Origin of the sequence: Streptosporangium amethystogenes subsp. fukuiense (assembly GCF_042665875.1) — a bacterium.
GTDB classification, from domain to species: domain Bacteria; phylum Actinomycetota; class Actinomycetes; order Streptosporangiales; family Streptosporangiaceae; genus Streptosporangium; species Streptosporangium fukuiense.
Window position 1 is genome coordinate 9619560 of sequence record NZ_JBHTEE010000001.1, and the last position, 20024, is coordinate 9639583.

Genomic DNA, 20024 nt, shown 5'->3' on the forward strand with positions numbered 1-20024 from the left:
TATATTATTTAATGCTATTTTGTCGCATTCTCGTCAGTGATCTTTTTCCGGCGGCCGGCGGGAATCTCCACACCCGGCTGACGGCGTCGTTCGGCGGCCGGACAGGTCGAGGGTCACGCGCGTTCGACGATCACGATTCCGCCGCGGGCGCCGTATCGGGCGCGACGTCATCGGCCTCAACGGCGGCCGGTGCCGCGGGGCGGCGCGCGTCCACCTCGATCTCGATCTTCATGCGGGGGTCGGCGAGGCCGCACACGAGCATCGTCGCCGCGGGGCGGACCCCGCCGAAGCGGTCGCGCAGGGTCGGCCAGCAGGGCTCGAAGTCCTCGCGGTCGGGCAGCAGGTAGCGCACCCGGACGACGTCGGCGAACGAGCAGCCCGCCTCGCTCAGCGCCGCCTCGATGTTGCGCAGGCACTGCCCGGCCTGCTCGACCACGTCGTCGGAGATCGTCATGGTCGCGTAGTCGAAGCCGGTCGTCCCGGACACGTGCACCCGGTCGCCGTCGACCACCGCCCGCGCGTACCCGATCTGCTCCTCGAAGGTCGAACCACTCAGGATCGCGAACCGCTCTGTCATGCGGCAAACCGTAGGCACTTGGCGCCGGTACGTCCAATCCTTCGTGTTCTCGCGGTACGCACGGATCGTCGGCGAGTTCGGGTCGTACCGCCTGATCACAGCTCGGGCGGCGTCTGCTCGCTCGCCCAGTCCAGGAGCCGCCTCGCGGTCTGGAAGCGCCGGTCGGCGCTGGACTCGCCGAGGATGACGCCGACGAGGCGGTGGCCGTCGCGGTCGGCGGCGAACGACAGGCAGTATCCGGCGGCGCCGGTGTAGCCGGTCTTGAGGCCCAGGACCCCGGGAGTCTTGCCGAGCAGCTTGTTGGAGTTGGTCCAGGAGTGCGCCCGATGGACCTTGGAGCTGGCCACCACGTGGCGCCTGCTGGAGGCGATGGTCCGCAGCACCGGGTCGCGCAGCGCGATCTCGGCCAGCTTCGCCTGGTCCAGGGCCGTGGAATGGCCGGGGGCCGGTTTCGGCAGGCCGTCGGCGCTGGCGTAGGCGGTGTCGACCAGGCCCATGGAGCGGGCGGTGGCGTTCATCTTCGCCACGAACCTCGTGTTGCCCGGCCCGTAGACGCGGGCCAGGGCATGGGAGGCGTCCGCGGCCGAGGGGAGCATGACCGCGTAAAGCAGGTCCCTGACGGTCAACCGCTCTCCGGCGCGCAGCGAGGCGTGGGTCGCGCCGTTCGAGGCCGCGTGCCGCACGTCCGCCGCCTGGATCGTGACGGTGTCGTCCAGCCTCGCCTCCCTGAGCACGACGTACGCCGTCATGACCTTGGTCAGGCTGGCCACCGGCATCCGCTTGCCGGCCTGCTTGCTCAGGTGGACCGCTCCGGTGCCGGTGTCGTACAGGTACGCGGCCCGCCCCGGCGCCGAGGGCACGGAGGCACGCCCTCGGCCGGCGGGTGCGGCGCTGAAAACCGGTGCGGCCGGGGCGGATGTCGGGGGTCCGGCGGCCAGGGCCGGTGCCTGCGGCGCGGTGACCAGGGCGGCCGTGGCGACCAGGGCCGCGCGGGTGATGAGGCGGATTCCCCCGTGATGCATGCGAGCCATGCTGACAGAGGCCACCGTCGATATGCGGAAGTTGGCTGTTTGGCTATGGAAAAGTTGACATCGGCGTCGGGCGGGCGAGACCGGGAGAGGCGACTCTCGGTGCCGACGCGCCGAACGGCCCGAAGGCCTCGGAGCGAACGGAGACTCAGGGAGCGGCGGCCGGGCTCTCCACCTCGCTGCGGGCGACCCGGCGCCGGCGCCGGTGGACGAACCAGGCGATCACCGCGATCGCCGCCACCGCCGCCAGGCCCGCCAGGAGCGGCGACCGCACGGCCAACTCCAGCCAGCCCCAGATCACCGAGTACAGGCCGAACGACGTCACCGGCACCCAGGTCAGGCAGCCGAGCGCGCTGGCCACGACGTACCAGGGATAGGAGATCCGCAGCACTCCGGCCACCCAGGGCAGCGTGTGGCGCAGCCCGGGCACCCAGAAGCAGGCGTAGACGGCGAGCGCGCCCCGTTTCCTGACGACCTTCTCGACCCGCAGGATGTTCTCCTGGCCGATCTTGACGCCCAGCCGGGAGGTGTAGAGCCTGGAGCCCAGGACGTGGCCGACCCAGTAGTAGACCTGGAACGCGCCGAACAGGGCCACGCCGCCGACGATCACCCAGAGCCACAGGGGCATGCCCAGAAAGGCCGCGGAAGCCGGGTCAGGGATACCCGCCGCAACAGATCGCACTCTGAACATCACCGCCATGGTTGTTCCGCCTGCTTGACTCGATATTAGGCCAGGCTTACCTCATCCGTTATGGCGGAGCCCTCTCAGGCACACAGACTGCAAGCGGACGTCAACTCCAGAGCAACCGCCCTGGCATACACCTGGGAGTAACGGAGGAAGGTGTCTGTGATGGGTTCGCGTAGCAGTGTGGCGCCGGTGGTGGCGAGTGGAACCGCGAGTGTCGCCAAGCTGCTCGTCGCCACCCTTGCCTTTACCGGAGCCTACCTGGGGGTGGAGACCGCGTACGGCACCGGCGCCCGGACCCCGGCCGGCACGGCGAGCACGGCCGGCACGGCGACGGGGGAACCGGTGCGGACCGTGGTGCTCTCCTCGCAGTCGATGCCGGCCATCACGGAGCAGGCCCCGGTGGCCGGTGAGGTCACCGTCAGCGAGATCGACGCGTTCGGTCCCTGCGACAGGCCCTACCGGGCCCAGAGCGTGGTCGGCAACGACGACCCCCGGGCCACCGTCTCCTACGGCTGGCGCCTGGAGCGCTGGAGCTCGAAGACCCACCGCTGGCACGCCTACCTGGGCACCGGCTCCGGCTTCACCGGCGAGGCCCAGGTCGTCGAGTGGCAGCCCAGGATCGTCAACAACCCCGGCTGGTACCGCGTCGTGCTCTCGGTCCCCGGCGACGCCCCGCTGCGCAGCGAGAAGTTCATGGTCGCCTGCTGAGGCCGGTCAGCCGCCGAGGGAGCGCCGCGCCGCCTCCACCCACCGGCTCACGCCGACCCGCTCGGCCACCGCGAGGGCGTTCTCGTAGTGCGGCCGCACCGCGTCGGTGAAGCCCAGCCGCAACGCCAGGTCGCCCAGGGTCAGGGCGACCGGCCAGAGTGCCACCACGCCGGTGCCGGCGCCCGCGATCCGGTCGGCGAACGGCTTCAGCGTGTCGTACGCCTCGATCATCCGCTCCCGGTCGTCCAGCAGCATGCCCGCCAGGGCCCGCCAGATCATCGCCAGCTCGTAGAGGAAGTCCGGGCGCACCGGCGTCTTCACCGCGATGACGGCTCTCGCGTCGCGATGATGACCCGCGGAGGCGAGGGCCACCGCGTAGGCGTCGAGTGTCCATTTGGCCCCGCGCTGGTGCGCCTCGGCCAGCGGCCCGACCATCTCCGCGGCCTGCCCGTTGACCAGGTTCAGGCAGAACGTGGTGATCAGCGGCAGGTCCTGGCGGCCCTCCAGCATGCCGGCCCTGGCGGTCAGCCGGGCGGCGTCGCGGTAGGCGCGCTCGGCCCCGGCGAAGTCACCGGCGATCATCAGGCGCTGCCCGGCGTACCAGGCGACCACGGCGGCCGGCGCGGACAGGCCGTACTGCCTGGCCAGCTTCTCGGTGGCGGCCACGTGCGCGTCGGCCTCGGCGAACGCGCCCGAGGCGGCCGCGCACTCCATCAGCACGAGGTGGGCCAGTGCCTGCACCGAGATCTGCCCGGTCGCCCTGCCGACCTCCAGCAGTTCCCTGCCGATGACCTCGCGCTCGCCCACCGGCGTGATGCCGTACGACTGGCGCAGCCGCCCGCTCAGCGCGGTCGCGAGCAGGGCGGGGTCACCGGACCGCCTGGCCAGTTCCTCGGCCTCCAGCGAGGCCTGCTCGCCCCGGGGGGTGGCCGACCCCTCCAACTCCAGGGCGAGCGTGGCCAGCAGGCTCGCCCGCAGCGACTGCTCACCGGCGGGCAACTCGACCAGTGCCTGCTCGGCGACGTCGACGATCTCCCAGGCGGTACGGGTGAAGTCGCGGGCCATGCCCTTGTGCGGCACCGCCAGCGAGGCGGCCACCCGGGCGGTGAGCTCCAGGTTGCCCAGCGGCAGTGCGGCGTCCATCGCCTCACGTCGCCGCCTGCGGGCCGCGGCCATGTCGCCGCAGAGCGCCAATGCCTTGATCAGCCGCAGGGTCAGCAGCAGGCGCTCCCTGGTGCTGTCGGGGGTGTGGGTGATGCCCGACCTGTCGAAGGCGGCGATGGCCTGCTCCCACAGGGTGGCGGCCTCGCGGTGGGCGAAGCGGCGCTCGGCCTGTTCGGCGGCGAGCTGGGCGTAGTGCACCGCCTTGATGGCGGTCTCGCTGGTGCCCGCCGAGTCGTAGTGGTGGGCCAGCGCGGCCACGTCACCGGGATTCCTGCGCTCGATCACCGCGGCCACCGTGGCGTGCATCCGGGAGCGGCGCAGGCGGGAGGCGTCGGAGTAAAGCGTGTCGCGGACCAGGTCGTGGTCGAACCGGAGCATGCCGGGGCCCGGCTCGGTGACCAGCCCGGCGAGCAGCGCCGCCTCCACCGCGTCGACCACGGCGTCCTCGTCGCCGGAGACGTCGACCAGCACGTCCACGTCGACATCGCGGCCGATCACCGCGGCCTGCAGCAGGATCTGCTGGGCGGCCGCGGGCAGCCGGGAGATCCGCCTCCGCAGCACGTCACGGACGCCGGACGGGACGCCGGAGATCACCTCGGCGGCCGTCGCGCGGTCGCTCACCGCTTCGGCGTCGAGCAGGCGCACCGTTTCGCGGACGAAGAAGGGATTGCCGCCGGTGCGCTCGACGATGCTGTTGACCGCGTCCTCGTCCACCTCGCGCACGCAGGTCGCCCGGACCAGCTCGGCCACCGCCTTGGTGTCGAGCCCGGTGAGACCGACCCGGACGGGACCAAGCCTGGCCAGCGCGGCCAGCACGTCGGCCTGCTGGTCACTCAGCTCGCTGTCGCGGCAGGTCACCACCAGCAGCACCCGGCTGGTGGCCAGCAGGCTCGGCAGCGCGCGGAGCAGCGCCAGCGTCTGGTCGTCGGCCCAGTGCAGGTCCTCCAGGGTCAGCAGGATCGGCGTCTCCTTGGCGACGGCGGCGAGGTAGCCGCCCACCGCCCGGTGCAGCCGGAATCCGCCGGAGGCCTGGTCGTCGTCGGGCTCGGGGGCCGCGTCGTCCAGCAGCGGGGCCAGCAGCGCGGCGTACTCGCCGGGACCGGCCGCGCTCACCAGGGTGCGCAGGATCTCGACCCAGGCCCAGCCAGGGGGGGTGGCACTGCTGTCGGGGCAGGCCCCGGAGGAGATGCCCCACCCGTCCTCGGACAGCCGCCTGTTGAGCTGGCGGACCAGGGTGGTCTTGCCCGCGCCCGCGTCACCACTGATGATCGCGACCGTGAAACGGCCGGTCCTGGCCGCGGCGGTGGTCAGCCTGCTCAGCTCCGCGTCGCGGCCGACGAACGGCTCGGGCTCCAGTGGGGGAAGCTCCACCTGGGCCACCGCCGGCCTGGGCGGCCAGGTGTCGGCGGTCACCTGCTGGCGCTGCCTGGCCGGCGGCGGGGTGGCGAGCTGCAGGCCGGGGTCCTGGGACAGGATGTCGGACTCCAGCTTGCGCAGCGCCGGGCCGGGGTCGATCCCGAGCTCCTCGGAGAGGATCGTGCGCGCCCTGCGCAGCGCCGCCAGCGCCTCGCCCTGCCGCCCGCAGCGGTACAGGCCCAGGGCCAGCAGCCGCCAGCCCTCCTCACGGAGCGGATGCTCGGTGGTCAGCGCCTCCAGGTCGGGCACCGCCTCCGCGGGCATGCCCATCCGCAGGCCGCTGTCGGCGTGCCGCTCACGGGCCACCAGACGCAGTTCGGCGAGCCGGTTGACCTCGGCCTCGGCCCACGGCTGGTCGGCGAAGTCGGAGTACGGGGTGCCGCGCCACAGGCCCAGGGCCTTCTCCAGGCGAGGCCGCGCGGAGGCGGGGTCGTCGCCTTCCAGGTGCTCTCCGGCGGTGCGGACCAGCGTCTCGAAGCGGAGCGCGTCGACCTGCTCGGGGGCGGCGCGCAGCGCGTAGCCCGAGGCCACGGTCACCAGCAGCCGGTTGGGACCTCCGCGTGGCCGGCCGGGCTCCAGCACCCTGCGCAGCCGGGAGATGTAGACCTGAAGGCCCGACTGCGCGCCCTTGGCCGCGTCGTCGTCCCACAGGTCGTACAGCAGGGAGTCGACGGGGACGACCTGTCCGCGCGCGACGAGCAGGCGTGCCAGGACCGCACGTTGCCGGAGCCCGCCCAGGTCGAGCTGGTCCTCACCGGAATGCGCCTCGACCGGGCCGAGAACTCGGAACGCCACCATGTCAGCCGCCACGCTATGTGGGCCTTCCAATCGCACACAAGGTATTTCCCAATCTAGCGGCTGATCGACTCCTTTTCAGGGGCCGGTGCGGCGTTCTCACGCCGGCGCAGGAACGACCACGCGCCGAGCGCCAGTCCACCGAAGGGGATTTCGACAGTGTAGGTCCAGAACCCGAAAAGCAGTGCGGCGGCGGTGGCGGAGTCCAGCGGCGCACCGAAGAAGACCAGCGCGCCGATGGTTCCGGCCTCCATTATCCCCGTACCGCTGGGAGTCACCAAGGCCGTGGTCAGCACCCGGGACAGGGCGAAGGCGGCGATCGACTGGGCCAGACCCGGGTAGGCGCCGGTCGCGTGCAGGCAGACGACCAGGATCAGCCACTGGAAGCCGAGGAAGAAGATCATGCCCAGGGTCAGCCCGGCCCAGCGGTTCCGCACGATCTCGGAGGTGTCGGCCCGCAGCTTGGCCAGCGCCTCGGAGGCGGCGTGGTCGCCGGGGCGGATCCGGTGGGGGAGCAGGCGGGTGAGGGCGTCGAGGACCCGGCCCAGGACGTCGGCGGCGCGGTCCCAGTAGAGCGCGACGGTCACCACGGCGACCAGTACCAGGATGGACATCGCGCCCGCCCAGCCGGCACTGGCCACCGCGGGGCTGAGCGGCTGCCCGCTGAACAGCAGGGCCACGATTCCCGCCGCGGGCAGCAGGAACCGGAACAGGGTGTTCCAGATGCCGCTGGTCAGCGTGGAGACCACGACGGCCCGGACGGAGAAACCCCAGCCCTTGGTCATCGCGAACGTCATAGCCACCCCGGCCGCGCCGCCGAAGGGGAGCAGGTTGCTCACCGCGCTGCCGCCCGCGTTCAGCGTCAGGGCCTGCAGGTGGGTCAGGCCGGGAAGGGAGGCGGTCAGCACGAACGTGTAGGCCAGCAGGCTGAGCAGCCAGACGCCGGCCATCAGCGCGACCTCTCCGGGCCCCAGCCCGGCGAACTGGGCGCCGATCTGTGACCAGGAGACGTGCTTGCCCGTCAGGGCCGCCACTATCTGGGGTAGGAAGATCACAAGCGTGGCGGCCAGCGCCAGCGACGCGACCGACAACCCGACCTGGAGCAATCTGCTCTTCACGTAACACCCCTGCCCCAGTGTGCCGCTTCCGGACTCATCCTCGGGGAGGAGTTTCGAACGGGTGCCTCAGGCGGGAGCCCAGGGGGACATCCCGCCTGACGTACCACTCGGTGCCGAAGACCAGACGGTAGAGGGGCTGGGGGATCTTGAGCATGACTCCGAGCGTGCGGGTGTCGGCGCCGGTGGCCTGGGAGGCGTGGGCGGCCATGCTCGCCCGCTTCTGGCGGGCGAAGCGCCGCACGCCGACCCGGTGGGTGATCACCTCGCCGGGGGAGTAGGCCCGCTCGAAGGCGCGGATGTCGAGCTGCGGGTAGAACCTCCGGACGAGCCGCAGTCCCCGCAGCAGAGGGTCACGGTTGACCGTGGCCTCCAGCACGATCGGGGTTTTCGCGATCTCGGCGGCCCGGCCGCCGACCCGGTGCACCTGGACGTGGTCGGGGTGCCCGTAGCCTCCCGCCGGATCGTAGGTCGTCAGCAGGTCGGCCTTCTCCTCGGTGAGGACGGCGGCCAGCCGCTGGGCGGCCTCCTCCGCGTCGGCGTCGATGAAGGCGTTGTCCGGCCTGTCGTCGGCGATCCCGCCGCCGGGGGCCAGCCCGGAGTCTCCGTAGCCGAGGTTCACCACCCGGGCGCAGCCGAGCGTGGCCGCCGACGCGTAGAGCTCGGCCATCCGGGCGGCGCCCAGTGCCTCACCGGGTTCGAGGTCGGCCTGGCCTCGCTCACCCGAGGTCGCCACGACGAGCACCACCCGGTGTCCCTCGGCGGCGAGCATCGCCATGGTGCCCGCGGTCAGCAGGGCCTCGTCGTCGGGATGGGCATGAAAGAACACCGCTGTCTTGACGTTGCTGATCAGGCTGACTCCGTTCGCGAGGGCTGGATGTGCCCTCGGGGGGCACGCAGGCATGATCTCACGCGGGTCTACGCTGGCATCGTGAGGATCCTCCACATCAGTGACTGTTACCTGCCGCGCCTCGGTGGGATCGAGGTGCAGGTCGCCGATCTGATCCGGATGCAGCGGGAGGCCGGTCACCATGTCGAGGTGGCGACCGCCACCCCGGGGGAGCCTCTTCCCGGAGTGCACAGGATCGTCGCGGGACTCCCCTTCGACCTGCCGGTCCACCCGTTCGGGGTGGGACACCTGCTCCGTCTGCTGAAAGCGCGGCGCCCCGAGGTGGTGCACGTGCACACCGGCGCGGTCTCGCCGTTCGCCTGGATGGGCGTGCGGGCGGCGACGCGGGCGGGGCTGCCCCTGGTCGTCACGGTGCACAGCATGTGGGATCCGGTCACCAGGGCGCTCTACCGAGGGCTGCGGCTGCTGTTCGGATGGCACCGCTGGGGGCTGGTGGGCACCGCGGTGAGCGAGGCGGCCGCCCTGCCGATCCGCGCGGTGGCCGGTCCCGGCGTGCCGGTGCACGTGGTCTCCAACGGCCTGGACGTCTCCGGCTGGCGCGCCGTATCCCCCGCCGTTTCTGTGGATTCCGTACGGTCCGACCCGGTGCATGTCGTCGCGGTGGGGCGGCTGGCGCCCCGCAAGCAGCCGGTCCGGCTGCTGCGGCTCCTGCGGGAGGCCCGTGCCCTGGTGCCTCGGGAGACGCCGATGCGGGCCACGATCGTCGGGGACGGCCCGGCCCGATCGCGGATGGAGCGCTATCTGAGGGCCAACGGGATGACCGGCTGGGTCTCGCTTCCCGGCCGCTACAGCCGCGACCAGATCCGCGAGCTGCTCGCCGCGACGGACGTGTTCGTCGCTCCCGCGCCCCGCGAGTCCTTCGGGCTGGCGGCGCTGGAGGCCAGGTCGGCGGGGGTACCGGTGGTGGCGCGCGCGCAGAGCGGGGTGGCCGACTTCGTCCGGCAGGGCAAGGAGGGGTTGCTCGGGCGGAGCTTCGACGACCTGGTCGCGTCGGTGGCCAGGCTGGTGCGCGACCGTGAGCTGCGCCAGGCGATCGCGGCGAACAACCGGGAGACCGAGCCCGTCCGCAGTTCCTGGCCCACGGTGCTCGAAGGCTTCGAACGCTGTTACGAGCAGGCTCGCACCCGCGGGGCCTGACGGGTCCGCGGCCCCGTGCGGTCCGGGGGAACACTCGGGCCGGCGCCTTTTCGCCCCCGGTCGGGGGTGGGTGAAACGGCGAGGCCCCTGCCGCGCGGTGGCAGGGGCCTCGAGGATGTTCGGTACGGCCGCCGCGCCGCACTGCCCCCCGCAGGCGGAGCGGCGACCGTACCGGGAGTGCCCCCTGTCGCCAGGAGGCACGGATCCGGTTACGAGCAGGCGGCGACGAGCTTGTTGCTCGCCTCCTGGATCTTCGTTCCGAACGTCCCGGCGGCCGTGGCCGCGGCGGCCGGGTCGTTCGGGTCGATCTTGAATGACCCGAACGACGTGGAGAGGTCGGTGAGCGCGGCGGCCAGGTCGCCGTCCGCGGTGTCCGCCAGAGCCTTGAGGTCGGCGGCGAGCTTGGCGGTGGCGTCGTTGAACTTGCCGAGGTCACCGGCGCCCGCCGTGGCGGCGGTGCTGTAGTCCGTGAAGATCTTCGACCAGGCGGCCTCGGCGCAGATCGCGTCGTTGGTGGACGACCCGCCGCAGGCGGCGGTCATCGATATGAGAGCGGCCCCCGCGGCGGCGACGGCGATGCGGCGGGAGGAAAGGGCGCGGAACATTTTTGCCTTTCATTGCATTTCGTGACAGGCAAGACGGTAAGCATAGGGGCTTGCGCGCCACTTTCATCGTGCTTACAGAAGTGACTCAAGTGACCCGGTGTGATTTCTCCCTCGCGGTGGGTAAGAGCGGAGTATGGCTGAGGTGATCGTCGAATCCGGTTCCGGTCAGCGCTCGCTCAAGCGGGTCATCGGGCGCAGGGTCCTGCTGCTGTTCGTGGTGGGCGACATCCTTGGCGCGGGGATCTACGCGCTGGTCGGGAAGGTAGCGGGCTATGTCGGGGGAGCCCTGTGGCTGCCCTTCCTCGTCGCCTTCCTGCTGGCGGCGCTGACGGCGACCGCCTACGCCGAACTCGTCGGTAAATATCCGCAGGCCGCAGGTGCTGCGCTTTATGTGAATAAAGCGTTCAATATCCCTTTTGTTACCTTTATTGTGGCGTTCGCGGTGATGATGAGCGGGATCACCTCGGCGAGTGCCGCGGCGCGGGCCTTCGGCGGCAACTACCTCGCGCAGTTCGTCACGCTGCCGGTCGTCGTCGGCGCGTTCATCTTCCTCGGCCTGGTCACCCTGGTGAACTTCGCCGGCATCTCCGAGTCCATCAAGGTCAACGTGGTGCTGACGATCATCGAGGCGTTCGGCCTGCTGGTCATCATCGCGATCGGCATCTACGCCCTGCTGTCCGGTGACGGCGAGCCGTCCCGGGCCCTGGAGTTCCACCCGGTCAACGGCGCCTTCCTCGGCGTTCTGGGAGGCACGGCGCTCGCCTTCTACGCGCTGCTCGGTTTCGAGGACTCGGTCAACCTGGCCGAGGAGGCCAAGAACCCGCAGCGGGACTTTCCCCGGGCGCTCTTCGGCGGCCTGGCCGTCGCGGCGATCATCTACATGGGGGTCGCGTTCACGGCGACCATGCTGGTCGACACCAGGACGCTGACCACCTCGTCCGGCCCGTTGCTCGAAGTGGTCAAGGTCGCCGGGCTGGCGTTCCCGCCCAAGTTGTTCGCTCTGATCGCACTGCTCGCGGTGGGCAACACCGCGTTGATCAACATGCTCATGGCCTCGCGCCTGGTCTACGGCATGGCGCGAGAGGGGATCGTGCCGCGAATCTTCGCGTCGGTCCATTCGACGAGATCCACCCCGTGGGTGGCCATCGTCTTCACCGTGGGGGTCGCGGCGGTGCTGGTGGCCACCGGCGACGTGGGCAACCTGGCCGACACCACGGTGCTCCTGTTGCTCTGTGTCTTCATGATCGTCAACGTGGCGGTGCTGGTCCTGCGCAGGGAGCAGGTGGACCACGAGCACTTCCGGGCACCGAGCTGGATGCCCGCCCTGGGGGCGCTGGTCTGTCTCGTCCTGGCGCTGCCGGTCACCGGCAGGGGGGCGGACGTCTACATCCGAGCAGGGGTCCTGCTCGCGATCGGGATGATCCTCTGGTTCGTCAACCGGCTCTTCCTGTCAGAAGGGCAGAGTTCGTCCTGAGGGGGTGCGGAGGTCGAGGGGGGCGGGCTTCCGAGGTGGCCGGGGCTTTTGGAGGATTAGGGCCTTTTTCATGTCCTACTCCCTCTTTGTTGGAGTTCGAGAGAGACTACGCCAGCTGACTGACTTTTTCGCAGATTTTTTCGCCGAGCGCGGACCGGGCGGAGGCGGAGGTACGGGGCCGGCATCCCGGCTGTGTGGTTGATGAGGTCAGTCGTGGCGGCTTGAGGGCTGAGGCGCGTTGTGTCGGTAGAGTACGGGGCTCGTGTTTCCGGCAGAGGCACCGTCTGTTCCAGGTAGGCGACCTCGTGATCGCGCGGGGAGAGCCGGGGCGGACTCAGCGGCGGAGCACGAAGGCTCTCTCGTCGTCGCCGATGCCGACCGAGCCCACCGCCCACAGCGTGCCGGTGCCCGGCACCCGGGCCAGACCGGTGTCGCCGACGTCGTCGGTCTCGTCGTACTGCTGGGTGGCGGTGTAGGCGCGGAACAGCGGACCGTACTCGCGTGACCAGGCGGTGCCGTCGAAGCGCAGGATGAGCACCTGCCCCGGGTGGTCGGCGTCGACGCCGCTGATCCACAGGTCGCCGGGTCCGAAGGCGGTGACACCGTGCAGGACACCTCGCGAGACCGGCAGCTCGGCCCGGGTCCAGCGGCTTCCGTCCCAGCGGATGACCAGCGGCTGCGCGCCTTTCGGGTCCGGCAACGCGTCCGGGGCGGTGGAGATCCGTCCGACCGCCCACACCTCTGTCGGAGAGACCTGCCAGACCCGGTTGAGCCTGCCACCGGGGATCTGGGGCGTCTCCGTCTGCTCCCACGATCCATCCACGCCGTGCCAGACCAGCGGGGCACCGGTCTCGCCCGTCCCCGCCACCCAGACATGTCCCTTCCTGAAGGTGACCGCCTCGAGGATGCTCTTCTCGATGTTCAGCGCGTTGCGGAACTCGCCGTCCCGCCATTCCACGACGACGGCCCCCGAGGGGCCGTTGGCGACGAACCACGCGGTGCCGCCGCTCGTCGCGACGTCCGCCAGCCGGTAGTCCTCGGCCACCCCGAAGGGCCGGTGCGTGCTCCACGCCCGCCCGTTCCAGTGTGCGGCGAACGGGCTCGAGCCGTTGCCCGCCACCCACACGTCGTCGGGGCCGCCCGCGCTGACCGCCTCCAGGTGGTAGGCGTCGACCTCGCCCAGGGGCACCTGTCGCCAGCGACTCCCGTCCCAGCGGAGGATCGCGGGCGTGCCCTCCCGATCCTCCGCGCTGTCCTGGTATCCCACGGCCCAGGCGTCCCGGGGGCCGGTCGCCGCCACGTCGAGCAGTGCCGTGGCGCCCGACAGCTTCGAGCCTCCCGCCTCCACCGCCCACTCGGCGGACGCGGCGATCACCGTGTTCGCCGGGGGAGTCGCCGCGGGATTCCGGGACCCGGCATCGGGAGAGGCGGTGGCCGGGAGCGTCAGGCTCTGGGAGTCCGGACGATTCGGCGTCGGTGTAAAGCTGGGTTCGGGCGCCGTCCGGCCCGCACCGCACGCGGCGACCAGGAGCGTTCCGATGACCGTGACCGCCATCGGACGCGGTTTCAACATGTCGTCATTGTTCCTTATATCACCATCGGTTGGTCGTGCCCGCCAGGATTGGAACCGCCTGTTCGGGGGCACCTGGCACATAGTCAGGAGGGGATACCGATGTCGAGGGGCGAAGACGGTGCGGGATTCCACATCCGGGCCGACAGGCACCGTCACTTCACAACCCTGTACGCGGCGGGGGCACTGGACTACGGGTCCGCGCCCCTGTTGAAGGAGCAGGCCGACATCGCCCTGCGGGCGACCGATCACCCGCGCCTGGTGATCGACCTCACCGAGGTCACCTTCTGCGACTCCACCGGGTACGGCGTGCTGATGTACGCCCTCACCCGCGTCCGTCGCCTGACGGGCTCGCTCGTCCTCGTCGGCCTCTCCGCCGCGATGAGGAACCGGCTGAGCCGCCTCGGAGTGGCAGAGCTGTTCGACACCCGCCGTACGGTCGAGGAGGCGAAGAAGGTGTTTCCCGGGACGACGTGAACGACCGGTGAGACCGGCGTGCTCCGTGGTCTACCGGGGGGGTTCACGGCGTATGAGACAGTTGTGTTGTTTGGGACAAGGTAGGTCAGAAGGTTGGTCATGTTCGTGGGAAATGAGGCGGAGCCTGCTTTCACCGCCACCTCGGGGTTGCACGGCACCGCGCTCGTCGTGCGGGCGAGTGGAGAGCTTGATCACTACCACACGCGCGTGCTGCGGGAGGAGATGGGAAGGGCGTGGGGTGTCCTGCCCTCGCAGCTTCTCATCCTCGACCTGTCGGCCCTGACCTTCTGCGACTCCTCGGGGATCGGCGAGTTGCTCCAGGTTCGCCACCACGGCCTGAGCGAGGGGGTGCGGGTCATCCTCACCGGCGTTCAGGGCAACCTCGCCCGGCGGCTCAACCTGGCCGGTCTGACCCAGGTGTTCGAGATGTTCCCCTCCGTGGCCGAGGCGCTGGAAGCGGCCTGAGGCGGGGTTCCGCACGACGCGCGACCACCGTGCGAGATCAAACGGTGCCCTCGCCGACGAAGGTCTCGAAGAGCCGATCGTGATCGAGCGCGGTCGTGATGAACGTCTGGCTGCCGGCGGCCGGCCACGCGCCCCACGCGCCGCCCTCCTCCCGGACCATCTCGACCTCCGCCCAGCCGGCGATGGCGTGGTCGATGGCCACGCAGGCCGCGGTGGGGTCGTGCAGCAGCTTTCCCCCCGGCTTCTTGCGCAGGTAGTGCTCCATGCCCGAGAACACCAGGGCGAGTCCGGCCGTGCGGTCCCGGTACGGCCGCAGCCGCTCGTGGAACTCCCGGTCGTAGCGAACTCCGTGGGTGACGTTCTTGGACACCAGTTCGCGCCGGGCGATCCGGTCGCCGGACGACAGCGCGAGCCGGGCCGCCCCGGGGGCGCCGTTGAAGTTGAACGTCGGGCACGCGGTACGGCCGTCGAACTTCGGCAGCCGGTGCTCGGGCGGCACGACGTTGTCACCGGCGAACCCGCCCTGGGCCACCCACCGGCTCAGCCTCACCCCCGCCTGCTCGTCGAGGAACCGCCGGAGGTTGTGAAGCGGTCCGCCGGTGAGAAGCGTGGCCCGGGGGTGGTGCTCCAGGGTCTGGGCGATCAGGGCATCGGGCGGGGCGTCCGGCAGAGCCGGCACGGGAGTGCCGAGCCAGCGGTGATGGAAGGCGGACACGTGGTCCTTGCCGGTGCCGGGATCACTGGCGCCCACCGGGACGTCGTCCCGGCCGACCAGCCCGAGCACACGCCGGACCAGCCCGACCTGGGCCGGTGATCCCGGGGTGACGGTGACGGCGCGCAGCCGTACCGCCGGATGGGTCGCGACCAGGCACAGGGTCAGCACGTCGTCGGGATCCTGGGTCTCCAGATCGAACAACAGATCCAGCATCGCGTCTCGCGACCTTCCTGTGTTGTGGTGAAAAGTCCACTGATCGTATGAACCCGCGAGGAGATGACGCGAGTCATTTAGCGCGATCATGCCGCTCGGTCAGATCCCTGGTCGATTGTCCGGCATGTCATGAAGTGTCAACTCTCGCGCCGCTCAGTCGGTGCGACGGGAAGAATCCCCGGGGTTCAGACCGGGTAGGAGTTCAAGCTCCAAGTGTGATCCACCGAGGGGGAGAGGGGCTTCCATGGCCGAGGAACCGTCGAGGCTGGCCGGCCTGCTGTATGAGATCGGGCTGCTCAAGCGCTACCGGCGCACGGGCTGGCTGGTCGCGGGAGTACGGGACCCGGAAAGCATCGCCGACCACTCCTTCCGGACAGCGATCATCGCGAGCGTGATCACCGCGTTGGAAGGCGGCAACCCCGAGCGGGCGGCCTTCATGAGCCTGTTCCACGACACGCAGGAGTCGCGGGTCACCGACATCCCCTACCTCGCCAAGCCCTACCTGAAGGCGGCACAGAACGAGGAGGTCACCGCGGACCAGGTGCGCGGTCTCCCCGGGCCCGTGGCGGAGATGGTGAGCGGCGCGGTCGAGGAGTACGAGGAGAAGACCAGCCTCGAAGCCGTCTGCGCCCGTGACGCGGACAAGCTGGAGTGCCTGATCCAGGCGATCGAGTACCGCGAGCAGGGGTATCAGAACATGCAGCCGTGGATCGACAGCTCTCTCGCCGCGCTGAAGACGCCGTCCGCCAAACGCCTCGCGGACGAAGCACTCGGCACGGGGTCGCTCGAGTGGGTGACACGCGTGCTCAACGGGGATCGAGACACCTGACGCTCACCGGACGGTCTCGGGCGGGGAGCGCGCTGGGCGTGTCCACAGCCTTGAGGAAGGTTCCGGCGGAGTACGGGCCGCTGCCCCGGCCCTCGGGCCGGGGGAACTCCTCCTCGCCATCCCGGCCGGAGGCGGCGAGAAGGAAGTGCCCGGAGCCGGAGGTGCCGCCTTCGAGACGACGGTGCTCGGTGATGTCGATCTCTCCGTAGCGGGGGATCATCCGCGGGTCTTCGGACGATCTCGCCGGCCGAGGAGGTCAGGCGGCGACCTGCTCCCGGCGGAGCCGGACGCCGCCGACGCGGCCCTCGCGCTCGCGGAGGATGGTGCGGAGCACCCGAAGGCCATCGCGGACGGCGTGCAGGTTGCTGGCGCCGTGGATCCGGCTGCGCTCGTGGCTGGGAACCTCGCGGATGACGAGTCCGGCCTGGGCGGCGCGGATGTTCATCAGGGTCTCGATCTCGAAGCCGTCGCAGTCGAGGTCGAGCACGTCGAGGTGGCGGGCCCAGAAGGCGTTGTAGCCGTAGCACAGGTCGGTGTAGCGGGTGCCGTACAGCCGGTTGGTCATCTTGGTCAGCACCGTGTTGCCGAGCGAGCGGATCGGGCTGATGTCGTCGGATCCTCCGCCGGGGGCGCAGCGCGAGCCCTTGGCGAAGTCGGCGCCCTCGACCAGCGCGGTCACGAAGGCGTGGATCTCCTTGCCGTCGGTCGATCCGTCGGCGTCGATCATGACGATGATGTCACCGGTCGCGGCGGCGAAACCCTCGGTGAGAGCGTTGCCCTTGCCTTTGCCGGTCTGCCTGACGACGCGCAGCCCGGGCCGGAGGGCCTTGGCCACGGCCACCGTGTCGTCGATGGAGTTGCCGTCGACCAGGATCACCTCGTCGATCCAGGACGGCAGGGTCGCGAAGACGTGGGGGAGGTTCTCAGCCTCGTTCATGGCGGGGACGACCACACTGACACTGAAGGCGAAAGGGGCGCTGTTCATGCGTATAAGGTCTACCGAACCGCCTGCAGAACGCTTGAAAGCCCCTTGCAAGTCCGTCTGGGATGGAAGACCCCGCCCATGGGTGTGCGGGGAGGGTCTCTTCGCCGACGGTCAGAAAGGGAGCGTACGACCTGAGGGGCTGCGCAGGTCGAGCGGTACCGGGTTGCGGGGGGGACGGGGGCGTTGCACGACCAGGATCCTTTTCACGATGCCGCTCCATTCTGGGCTGGATCATCGGGTGTTACCCATGTCAGCCCCAAGAATCACCTATCTCCGTATCACATGAAGAACACTGGCCACACGCTCCGCGGCCGTGGCGACGTCCTCCGCGTGGCCGATGCGACCGGCCCAGGACAACCAGAACCACCACTCGCCGTCGTCCTCATGGGCGGCTAGCACGTCCTCGGTCCTGGCGGGGGCCATCGGGTTGATCACATGGAGCCTTGGATAAAGCCCCGCTGCCGACCTCAGGCGTACCTGGAAGGCGTGTGCCTCCAACTGGGCTGCCAACCGACGCAGGTGGTCGACGGCCTCGCCGCGTTCTGCCATCATCCGGATCACTCCTGGCGGACACTCGTGACTTGCCTCTTTGCAGAGTGCGGTTTCGTGGCACTTGAGGCAATCGGTCCTTCCGCAAACCCCCTCGGGATCAGTGGAATAGACCGGAAAGTCATGGATGTTCCGTGGAGAAACCGCGAATAAAAGGAATCCAGCGCACGGACGCGTTTACGCTGTGGTGCGCCCTTGTTAATGTTGCGTAAACAGCGACCGGGAGAGGGACGCCGTGGCCCGAGGTGAGCACTCGCCCGCATGTGCGCGACGCTGGCGCGAGCAGGCGGCGTCCAGGCAGTGGACCCACTGGCAGACCGCGCAGGCCATCCATGGTTGCTGCGGGGTGAGCCTGCTCAAGGCGCACCGTTTGGCCAGGGGATGGTCGGCCAGGCAGTCCGTTCAGGAGCTGGAGGAGCTCTGTGAGCGCCAGGACCTGGGCGAGGCGCGGGCCAGCATCGACCTGCTCAACGCCTGGGAGAACAACCGGGCCAGACCGCGCCCGCAGACCATCGATCTGCTGGCCCGACTGTACCGCGCGAACGCCGTCAGGTTGGGCCTGGCCGGAGACTACTGCGAGGATGGCGGAGGCGCCAAGGTCGTGGTCGTCTCCGGCGGCGAGGGACGCTCGCCCTACCAGGCCGAGGAGCGGGAGCGGTCCGAAGACGACATCGAGCGACGGGCGCTGTTCCACCAGGCCCTGCTCGGCTCGCGGTCCGTGATGACGGGCCGGCTACTGGCCGAGGTGGAGCGGACCCGTCAGGACCTGGACCGTACGCTCGCCATCTCCACCGTCTCCGAGGAACAGCTCGACCGGCTCGACGAGCAGGTGCTGCGCTACCGGCGCGAGTACATCAGCAGCGCGCCGGTGCCGATGCTCTACCGGCTCATGCTGGAGCTGTCGGACGTCAGGACGCTCTCCCTGACCCGTCAGCCCGCGATGGCCCAGCGCCGCCTGCTCAACGCCACGGTCATGCTGGCGCTGCTGTCGGCCGACGCGCTGATGAAGCTCGGCGACACCCGTCAGGCCCACGCCTGGTACGGCACCGCGCGCAACGCCTCCGACGACATGGGCGACGTGCGGCTGCGCGCCCTCGTCCGGGCACAGCAGGCGATGCTGCCGTACTACTACGGAGACCTGGCCGAGACCGTGCGGCTGGCGCGCGAGGCCAGGATGCTCGCGGGGAGCGCGCCCAGTTCCCCGGCGGCGCTCGGCGCGGCGGCCGAGGCGCGGGCACTGGCCCGGATGGGCGAGCACAAGGCGGCCAGGGTCGCGCTGGCCGAGGCGGAGCGGATCTTCGCCAGGATGCCCCCCGAGGGCCACGACCACCTGGCCTTCCGCTTCTCCGAGCGGCGGCTGCAGTTCTACCGGATCGGCACCCTGATCGAGCTGGGTGAGGATGTCGACTGGAAGCCGGGGCCCACCAGCCCTTCGGAACCGTACGCCATCGACCCGGTGCTGATCCTGCTCGACCAGGCGGCGCACCTGGTCCGCGACGGCAAGGTCGACGACGCCTGCCATCTGGCGGAGAAGGCACTGCTTCAGGTCCCGCCGGAGCACCGCACCTCCATCGTGCTCAACCGTGCGAGGGCGCTGCTGTCGGAGGTGCCGCAGACCAGGCACAGGGTGGCGGCGGTGCGCCGCCTGAACGACCTGGTCGCCGGCGCGGCTCCGGTCAGCTGATGGGGTCGCTCGCCGAGGAGGCCTTCACCGTCCTGCGGGAGGTCTGCGAGGATCTCGGCATCGATCACCGGGACGCGGAGTTGCTGCGGGTGCGCAGCAACGCCGTCTTCAAGCTGCGCAGTGAGATCGTGGTCAGGATCGCCACCGCGCCCAACGCGCTGACCCGGCTGCCGCTGGTCCTCGCGGTGGCCCGCTGGCTCGCCGAGCAGGGGTTCCCCGCGGTGCGCCCGGCCGATGAGATCTCCGAGCAGCCCGTGGTGCACGAGGGCAGGGTCGTCACGTTCTGGCACTACGTGCCGGCCAGCGGCCGCCCCACCACCACGGAACTGGGTGAGATCCTGCGCAGCCTGCACCTGCTGCCGGTGCCGCCGATGGCTCTGCGGCGGTTCGTCGATCCGCTGTGCGAGGTGCGCCGCGCCGTGGACCGCTCCGAAGAGCTAACTCCCGGCCAGCGGGCCTGGCTGCGCGACCGCATCGCGGAGCTGACGGAGCGCTGGCTGGACCTCGGCGTGGAGGACGAGCCCGTGCTGCTGCACGGTGACGCCTGGATCGACAACCTGCTGCGCTGCACGGACGGCCACGTGGTGCTCTGCGACTGGGACGGCGTCGCGGTCGGCCCTCGCGAGTGGGACCTGGTCCACACCTACCACGGCCAGCGGCGCTTCGGGCTGACCGCCGCCGACGTGGACGCGTTCGCCGACGCGTACGGCAGCGATCTGCGTTCCTGGCCGGGATACTCCACCCTCATGGAGGTCAGGGACATCTACGCGGTGGGGATCCACATCCGCAACGCCGCCGCGGATCCCTTCTCCCGGCGCGAGTTGCCTCGCAGGCTCGATTCCCTCACCCGAGGTGAACAACATGCTCGCTGGTACATGGCGGAACCCGCTAGTGTCTCCCAATAAAGATCTTCAAGCGGG

At 70.3% G+C, this 20024-nt stretch carries 20 protein-coding genes; 8 read left to right on the top strand and 12 right to left on the bottom strand.

The features are described from left to right. Nucleotides 1–130: 130 nt before the first annotated feature. The 3 genes from ACFQVD_RS42645 to ACFQVD_RS42655 form a co-directional block, all read right to left on the bottom strand. Nucleotides 131–577 carry a RidA family protein gene (locus ACFQVD_RS42645; protein ID WP_343969795.1) on the bottom strand — a complete coding sequence of 149 codons (447 nt, stop codon included), beginning with the start codon at nt 575–577 and terminating at the stop codon, nt 131–133. A gap of 95 nt (nt 578–672) precedes the next feature. Then, on the bottom strand, nt 673–1599 hold the full coding sequence (locus ACFQVD_RS42650) for a D-alanyl-D-alanine carboxypeptidase family protein (RefSeq protein ID WP_343969798.1): 927 nt from the start codon (nt 1597–1599) through the stop codon (nt 673–675). 154 nt (nt 1600–1753) lie between these two features. Next, nucleotides 1754–2233 carry a DedA family protein gene (locus ACFQVD_RS42655; RefSeq protein ID WP_386273885.1) on the bottom strand — a complete coding sequence of 160 codons (480 nt, stop codon included), beginning with the start codon at nt 2231–2233 and terminating at the stop codon, nt 1754–1756. 222 nt (nt 2234–2455) lie between these two features. Here ACFQVD_RS42655 and ACFQVD_RS42660 point away from each other — a divergent pair, with 222 nt between their 5' ends. Further along, nucleotides 2456–3001, top strand: coding sequence for a hypothetical protein (locus ACFQVD_RS42660; protein ID WP_343969805.1), 546 nt, complete (start codon nt 2456–2458; stop codon nt 2999–3001). Nucleotides 3002–3007: 6 nt separating this feature from the next. Here ACFQVD_RS42660 and ACFQVD_RS42665 read toward each other — a convergent pair whose 3' ends face one another. From ACFQVD_RS42665 to ACFQVD_RS42675, 3 genes are read right to left on the bottom strand one after another with little or no spacing between them, the layout of a single operon-like run. After that, nucleotides 3008–6379, bottom strand: a complete 3372-nt coding sequence (locus ACFQVD_RS42665) for a BTAD domain-containing putative transcriptional regulator (protein ID WP_386273888.1) — start codon at nt 6377–6379, stop codon at nt 3008–3010. A 53-nt stretch (nt 6380–6432) separates the two neighbouring features. Beyond that, on the bottom strand, nt 6433–7494 hold the full coding sequence (locus ACFQVD_RS42670) for a lysylphosphatidylglycerol synthase transmembrane domain-containing protein (RefSeq protein ID WP_343969810.1): 1062 nt from the start codon (nt 7492–7494) through the stop codon (nt 6433–6435). Nucleotides 7495–7528: 34 nt separating this feature from the next. Beyond that, nucleotides 7529–8320 carry a PIG-L deacetylase family protein gene (locus tag ACFQVD_RS42675; protein ID WP_343969813.1) on the bottom strand — a complete coding sequence of 264 codons (792 nt, stop codon included), beginning with the start codon at nt 8318–8320 and terminating at the stop codon, nt 7529–7531. Between the two features lie 102 nt (nt 8321–8422). Here ACFQVD_RS42675 and ACFQVD_RS42680 point away from each other — a divergent pair, with 102 nt between their 5' ends. Then, nucleotides 8423–9538 (top strand): glycosyltransferase family 4 protein, encoded by a 1116-nt coding sequence (locus ACFQVD_RS42680; RefSeq protein ID WP_343969816.1) that lies wholly within the window; start codon nt 8423–8425, stop codon nt 9536–9538. A 209-nt stretch (nt 9539–9747) separates the two neighbouring features. On the opposite strand, the gene ACFQVD_RS42685 is transcribed toward ACFQVD_RS42680, so the two are convergent. Further along, a complete protein-coding gene (locus ACFQVD_RS42685; RefSeq protein ID WP_364148893.1) occupies nt 9748–10143 on the bottom strand; it encodes a hypothetical protein in 396 nt (131 codons plus the stop codon). Nucleotides 10144–10276: 133 nt separating this feature from the next. On the opposite strand from ACFQVD_RS42685, the gene ACFQVD_RS42690 reads away from it, so the two are divergent. Then, nucleotides 10277–11617 carry an APC family permease gene (locus ACFQVD_RS42690; RefSeq protein WP_343969822.1) on the top strand — a complete coding sequence of 447 codons (1341 nt, stop codon included), beginning with the start codon at nt 10277–10279 and terminating at the stop codon, nt 11615–11617. Between the two features lie 334 nt (nt 11618–11951). Here the strand turns inward: ACFQVD_RS42690 and ACFQVD_RS42695 are convergent, their stop codons facing one another. After that, nucleotides 11952–13190: a hypothetical protein gene (locus ACFQVD_RS42695; protein WP_343969825.1), complete on the bottom strand. Its 1239-nt coding sequence runs from the start codon at nt 13188–13190 to the stop codon at nt 11952–11954. A 99-nt stretch (nt 13191–13289) separates the two neighbouring features. Between ACFQVD_RS42695 and ACFQVD_RS42700 the strand changes: the two genes are divergently transcribed. Both ACFQVD_RS42700 and ACFQVD_RS42705 read left to right on the top strand, forming a co-directional pair. Beyond that, entirely contained in the window at nt 13290–13664 is a 375-nt protein-coding gene (locus ACFQVD_RS42700) for an STAS domain-containing protein (RefSeq protein ID WP_343969828.1), read from the top strand. A gap of 99 nt (nt 13665–13763) precedes the next feature. Further along, nucleotides 13764–14129 (top strand): STAS domain-containing protein, encoded by a 366-nt coding sequence (locus tag ACFQVD_RS42705; protein WP_343969832.1) that lies wholly within the window; start codon nt 13764–13766, stop codon nt 14127–14129. A 37-nt stretch (nt 14130–14166) separates the two neighbouring features. Here the strand turns inward: ACFQVD_RS42705 and ACFQVD_RS42710 are convergent, their stop codons facing one another. Continuing rightward, the gene (locus ACFQVD_RS42710) at nt 14167–15057 is read right to left on the bottom strand and encodes a nucleoside hydrolase (protein ID WP_343969835.1); all 891 of its coding nucleotides are present in this window, start codon (nt 15055–15057) and stop codon (nt 14167–14169) included. A 244-nt stretch (nt 15058–15301) separates the two neighbouring features. Here ACFQVD_RS42710 and ACFQVD_RS42715 point away from each other — a divergent pair, with 244 nt between their 5' ends. Beyond that, on the top strand, nt 15302–15886 hold the full coding sequence (locus ACFQVD_RS42715; RefSeq protein WP_343969838.1) for an HD domain-containing protein: 585 nt from the start codon (nt 15302–15304) through the stop codon (nt 15884–15886). On the opposite strand, the gene ACFQVD_RS42720 is transcribed toward ACFQVD_RS42715, so the two are convergent. From ACFQVD_RS42720 to ACFQVD_RS42730, 3 genes are all read right to left on the bottom strand, one after another. Beyond that, nucleotides 15864–16106 carry a hypothetical protein gene (locus ACFQVD_RS42720; protein WP_343969841.1) on the bottom strand — a complete coding sequence of 81 codons (243 nt, stop codon included), beginning with the start codon at nt 16104–16106 and terminating at the stop codon, nt 15864–15866. The genes ACFQVD_RS42715 and ACFQVD_RS42720 overlap by 23 nt on opposite strands. A gap of 36 nt (nt 16107–16142) precedes the next feature. Further along, complete coding sequence (locus ACFQVD_RS42725; RefSeq protein WP_343969844.1) at nt 16143–16871, bottom strand: glycosyltransferase family 2 protein; 729 nt, start codon at nt 16869–16871, stop codon at nt 16143–16145. Between the two features lie 267 nt (nt 16872–17138). After that, a complete protein-coding gene (locus ACFQVD_RS42730) occupies nt 17139–17423 on the bottom strand; it encodes a hypothetical protein (RefSeq protein WP_030912059.1) in 285 nt (94 codons plus the stop codon). A 232-nt stretch (nt 17424–17655) separates the two neighbouring features. Between ACFQVD_RS42730 and ACFQVD_RS42735 the strand changes: the two genes are divergently transcribed. Together ACFQVD_RS42735 and ACFQVD_RS42740 are read left to right on the top strand one after the other, a co-directional pair. Beyond that, the gene (locus ACFQVD_RS42735; RefSeq protein ID WP_343969848.1) at nt 17656–19104 is read left to right on the top strand and encodes a helix-turn-helix domain-containing protein; all 1449 of its coding nucleotides are present in this window, start codon (nt 17656–17658) and stop codon (nt 19102–19104) included. Continuing rightward, a complete protein-coding gene (locus ACFQVD_RS42740) occupies nt 19104–20009 on the top strand; it encodes a phosphotransferase enzyme family protein (protein WP_063766221.1) in 906 nt (301 codons plus the stop codon). The genes ACFQVD_RS42735 and ACFQVD_RS42740 overlap by 1 nt, the downstream gene beginning before the upstream one ends. Nucleotides 20010–20024 lie beyond the last annotated feature (15 nt).

Bases quoted from the DNA above. Each gene is read 5' to 3' on its own strand.
- ACFQVD_RS42645 (WP_343969795.1), bottom strand. From the start codon at position 577: ATGACAGAGCGGTTCGCGATCCTGAGTGGTTCGACCTTCGAGGAGCAG.
- ACFQVD_RS42650 (WP_343969798.1), bottom strand. From the start codon at position 1,599: ATGCATCACGGGGGAATCCGCCTCATCACCCGCGCGGCCCTGGTCGCC.
- ACFQVD_RS42655 (WP_386273885.1), bottom strand. From the start codon at position 2,233: ATGCCCCTGTGGCTCTGGGTGATCGTCGGCGGCGTGGCCCTGTTCGGC.
- ACFQVD_RS42660 (WP_343969805.1), top strand. From the start codon at position 2,456: ATGGGTTCGCGTAGCAGTGTGGCGCCGGTGGTGGCGAGTGGAACCGCG.
- ACFQVD_RS42665 (WP_386273888.1), bottom strand. From the start codon at position 6,379: ATGGTGGCGTTCCGAGTTCTCGGCCCGGTCGAGGCGCATTCCGGTGAG.
- ACFQVD_RS42685 (WP_364148893.1), bottom strand. From the start codon at position 10,143: ATGTTCCGCGCCCTTTCCTCCCGCCGCATCGCCGTCGCCGCCGCGGGG.
- ACFQVD_RS42690 (WP_343969822.1), top strand. From the start codon at position 10,277: ATGGCTGAGGTGATCGTCGAATCCGGTTCCGGTCAGCGCTCGCTCAAG.
- ACFQVD_RS42695 (WP_343969825.1), bottom strand. From the start codon at position 13,190: ATGTTGAAACCGCGTCCGATGGCGGTCACGGTCATCGGAACGCTCCTG.
- ACFQVD_RS42700 (WP_343969828.1), top strand. From the start codon at position 13,290: ATGTCGAGGGGCGAAGACGGTGCGGGATTCCACATCCGGGCCGACAGG.
- ACFQVD_RS42705 (WP_343969832.1), top strand. From the start codon at position 13,764: ATGTTCGTGGGAAATGAGGCGGAGCCTGCTTTCACCGCCACCTCGGGG.
- ACFQVD_RS42710 (WP_343969835.1), bottom strand. From the start codon at position 15,057: ATGCTGGATCTGTTGTTCGATCTGGAGACCCAGGATCCCGACGACGTG.
- ACFQVD_RS42715 (WP_343969838.1), top strand. From the start codon at position 15,302: ATGGCCGAGGAACCGTCGAGGCTGGCCGGCCTGCTGTATGAGATCGGG.
- ACFQVD_RS42720 (WP_343969841.1), bottom strand. From the start codon at position 16,106: ATGATCCCCCGCTACGGAGAGATCGACATCACCGAGCACCGTCGTCTC.
- ACFQVD_RS42725 (WP_343969844.1), bottom strand. From the start codon at position 16,871: ATGAACAGCGCCCCTTTCGCCTTCAGTGTCAGTGTGGTCGTCCCCGCC.
- ACFQVD_RS42730 (WP_030912059.1), bottom strand. From the start codon at position 17,423: ATGATGGCAGAACGCGGCGAGGCCGTCGACCACCTGCGTCGGTTGGCA.
- ACFQVD_RS42740 (WP_063766221.1), top strand. From the start codon at position 19,104: ATGGGGTCGCTCGCCGAGGAGGCCTTCACCGTCCTGCGGGAGGTCTGC.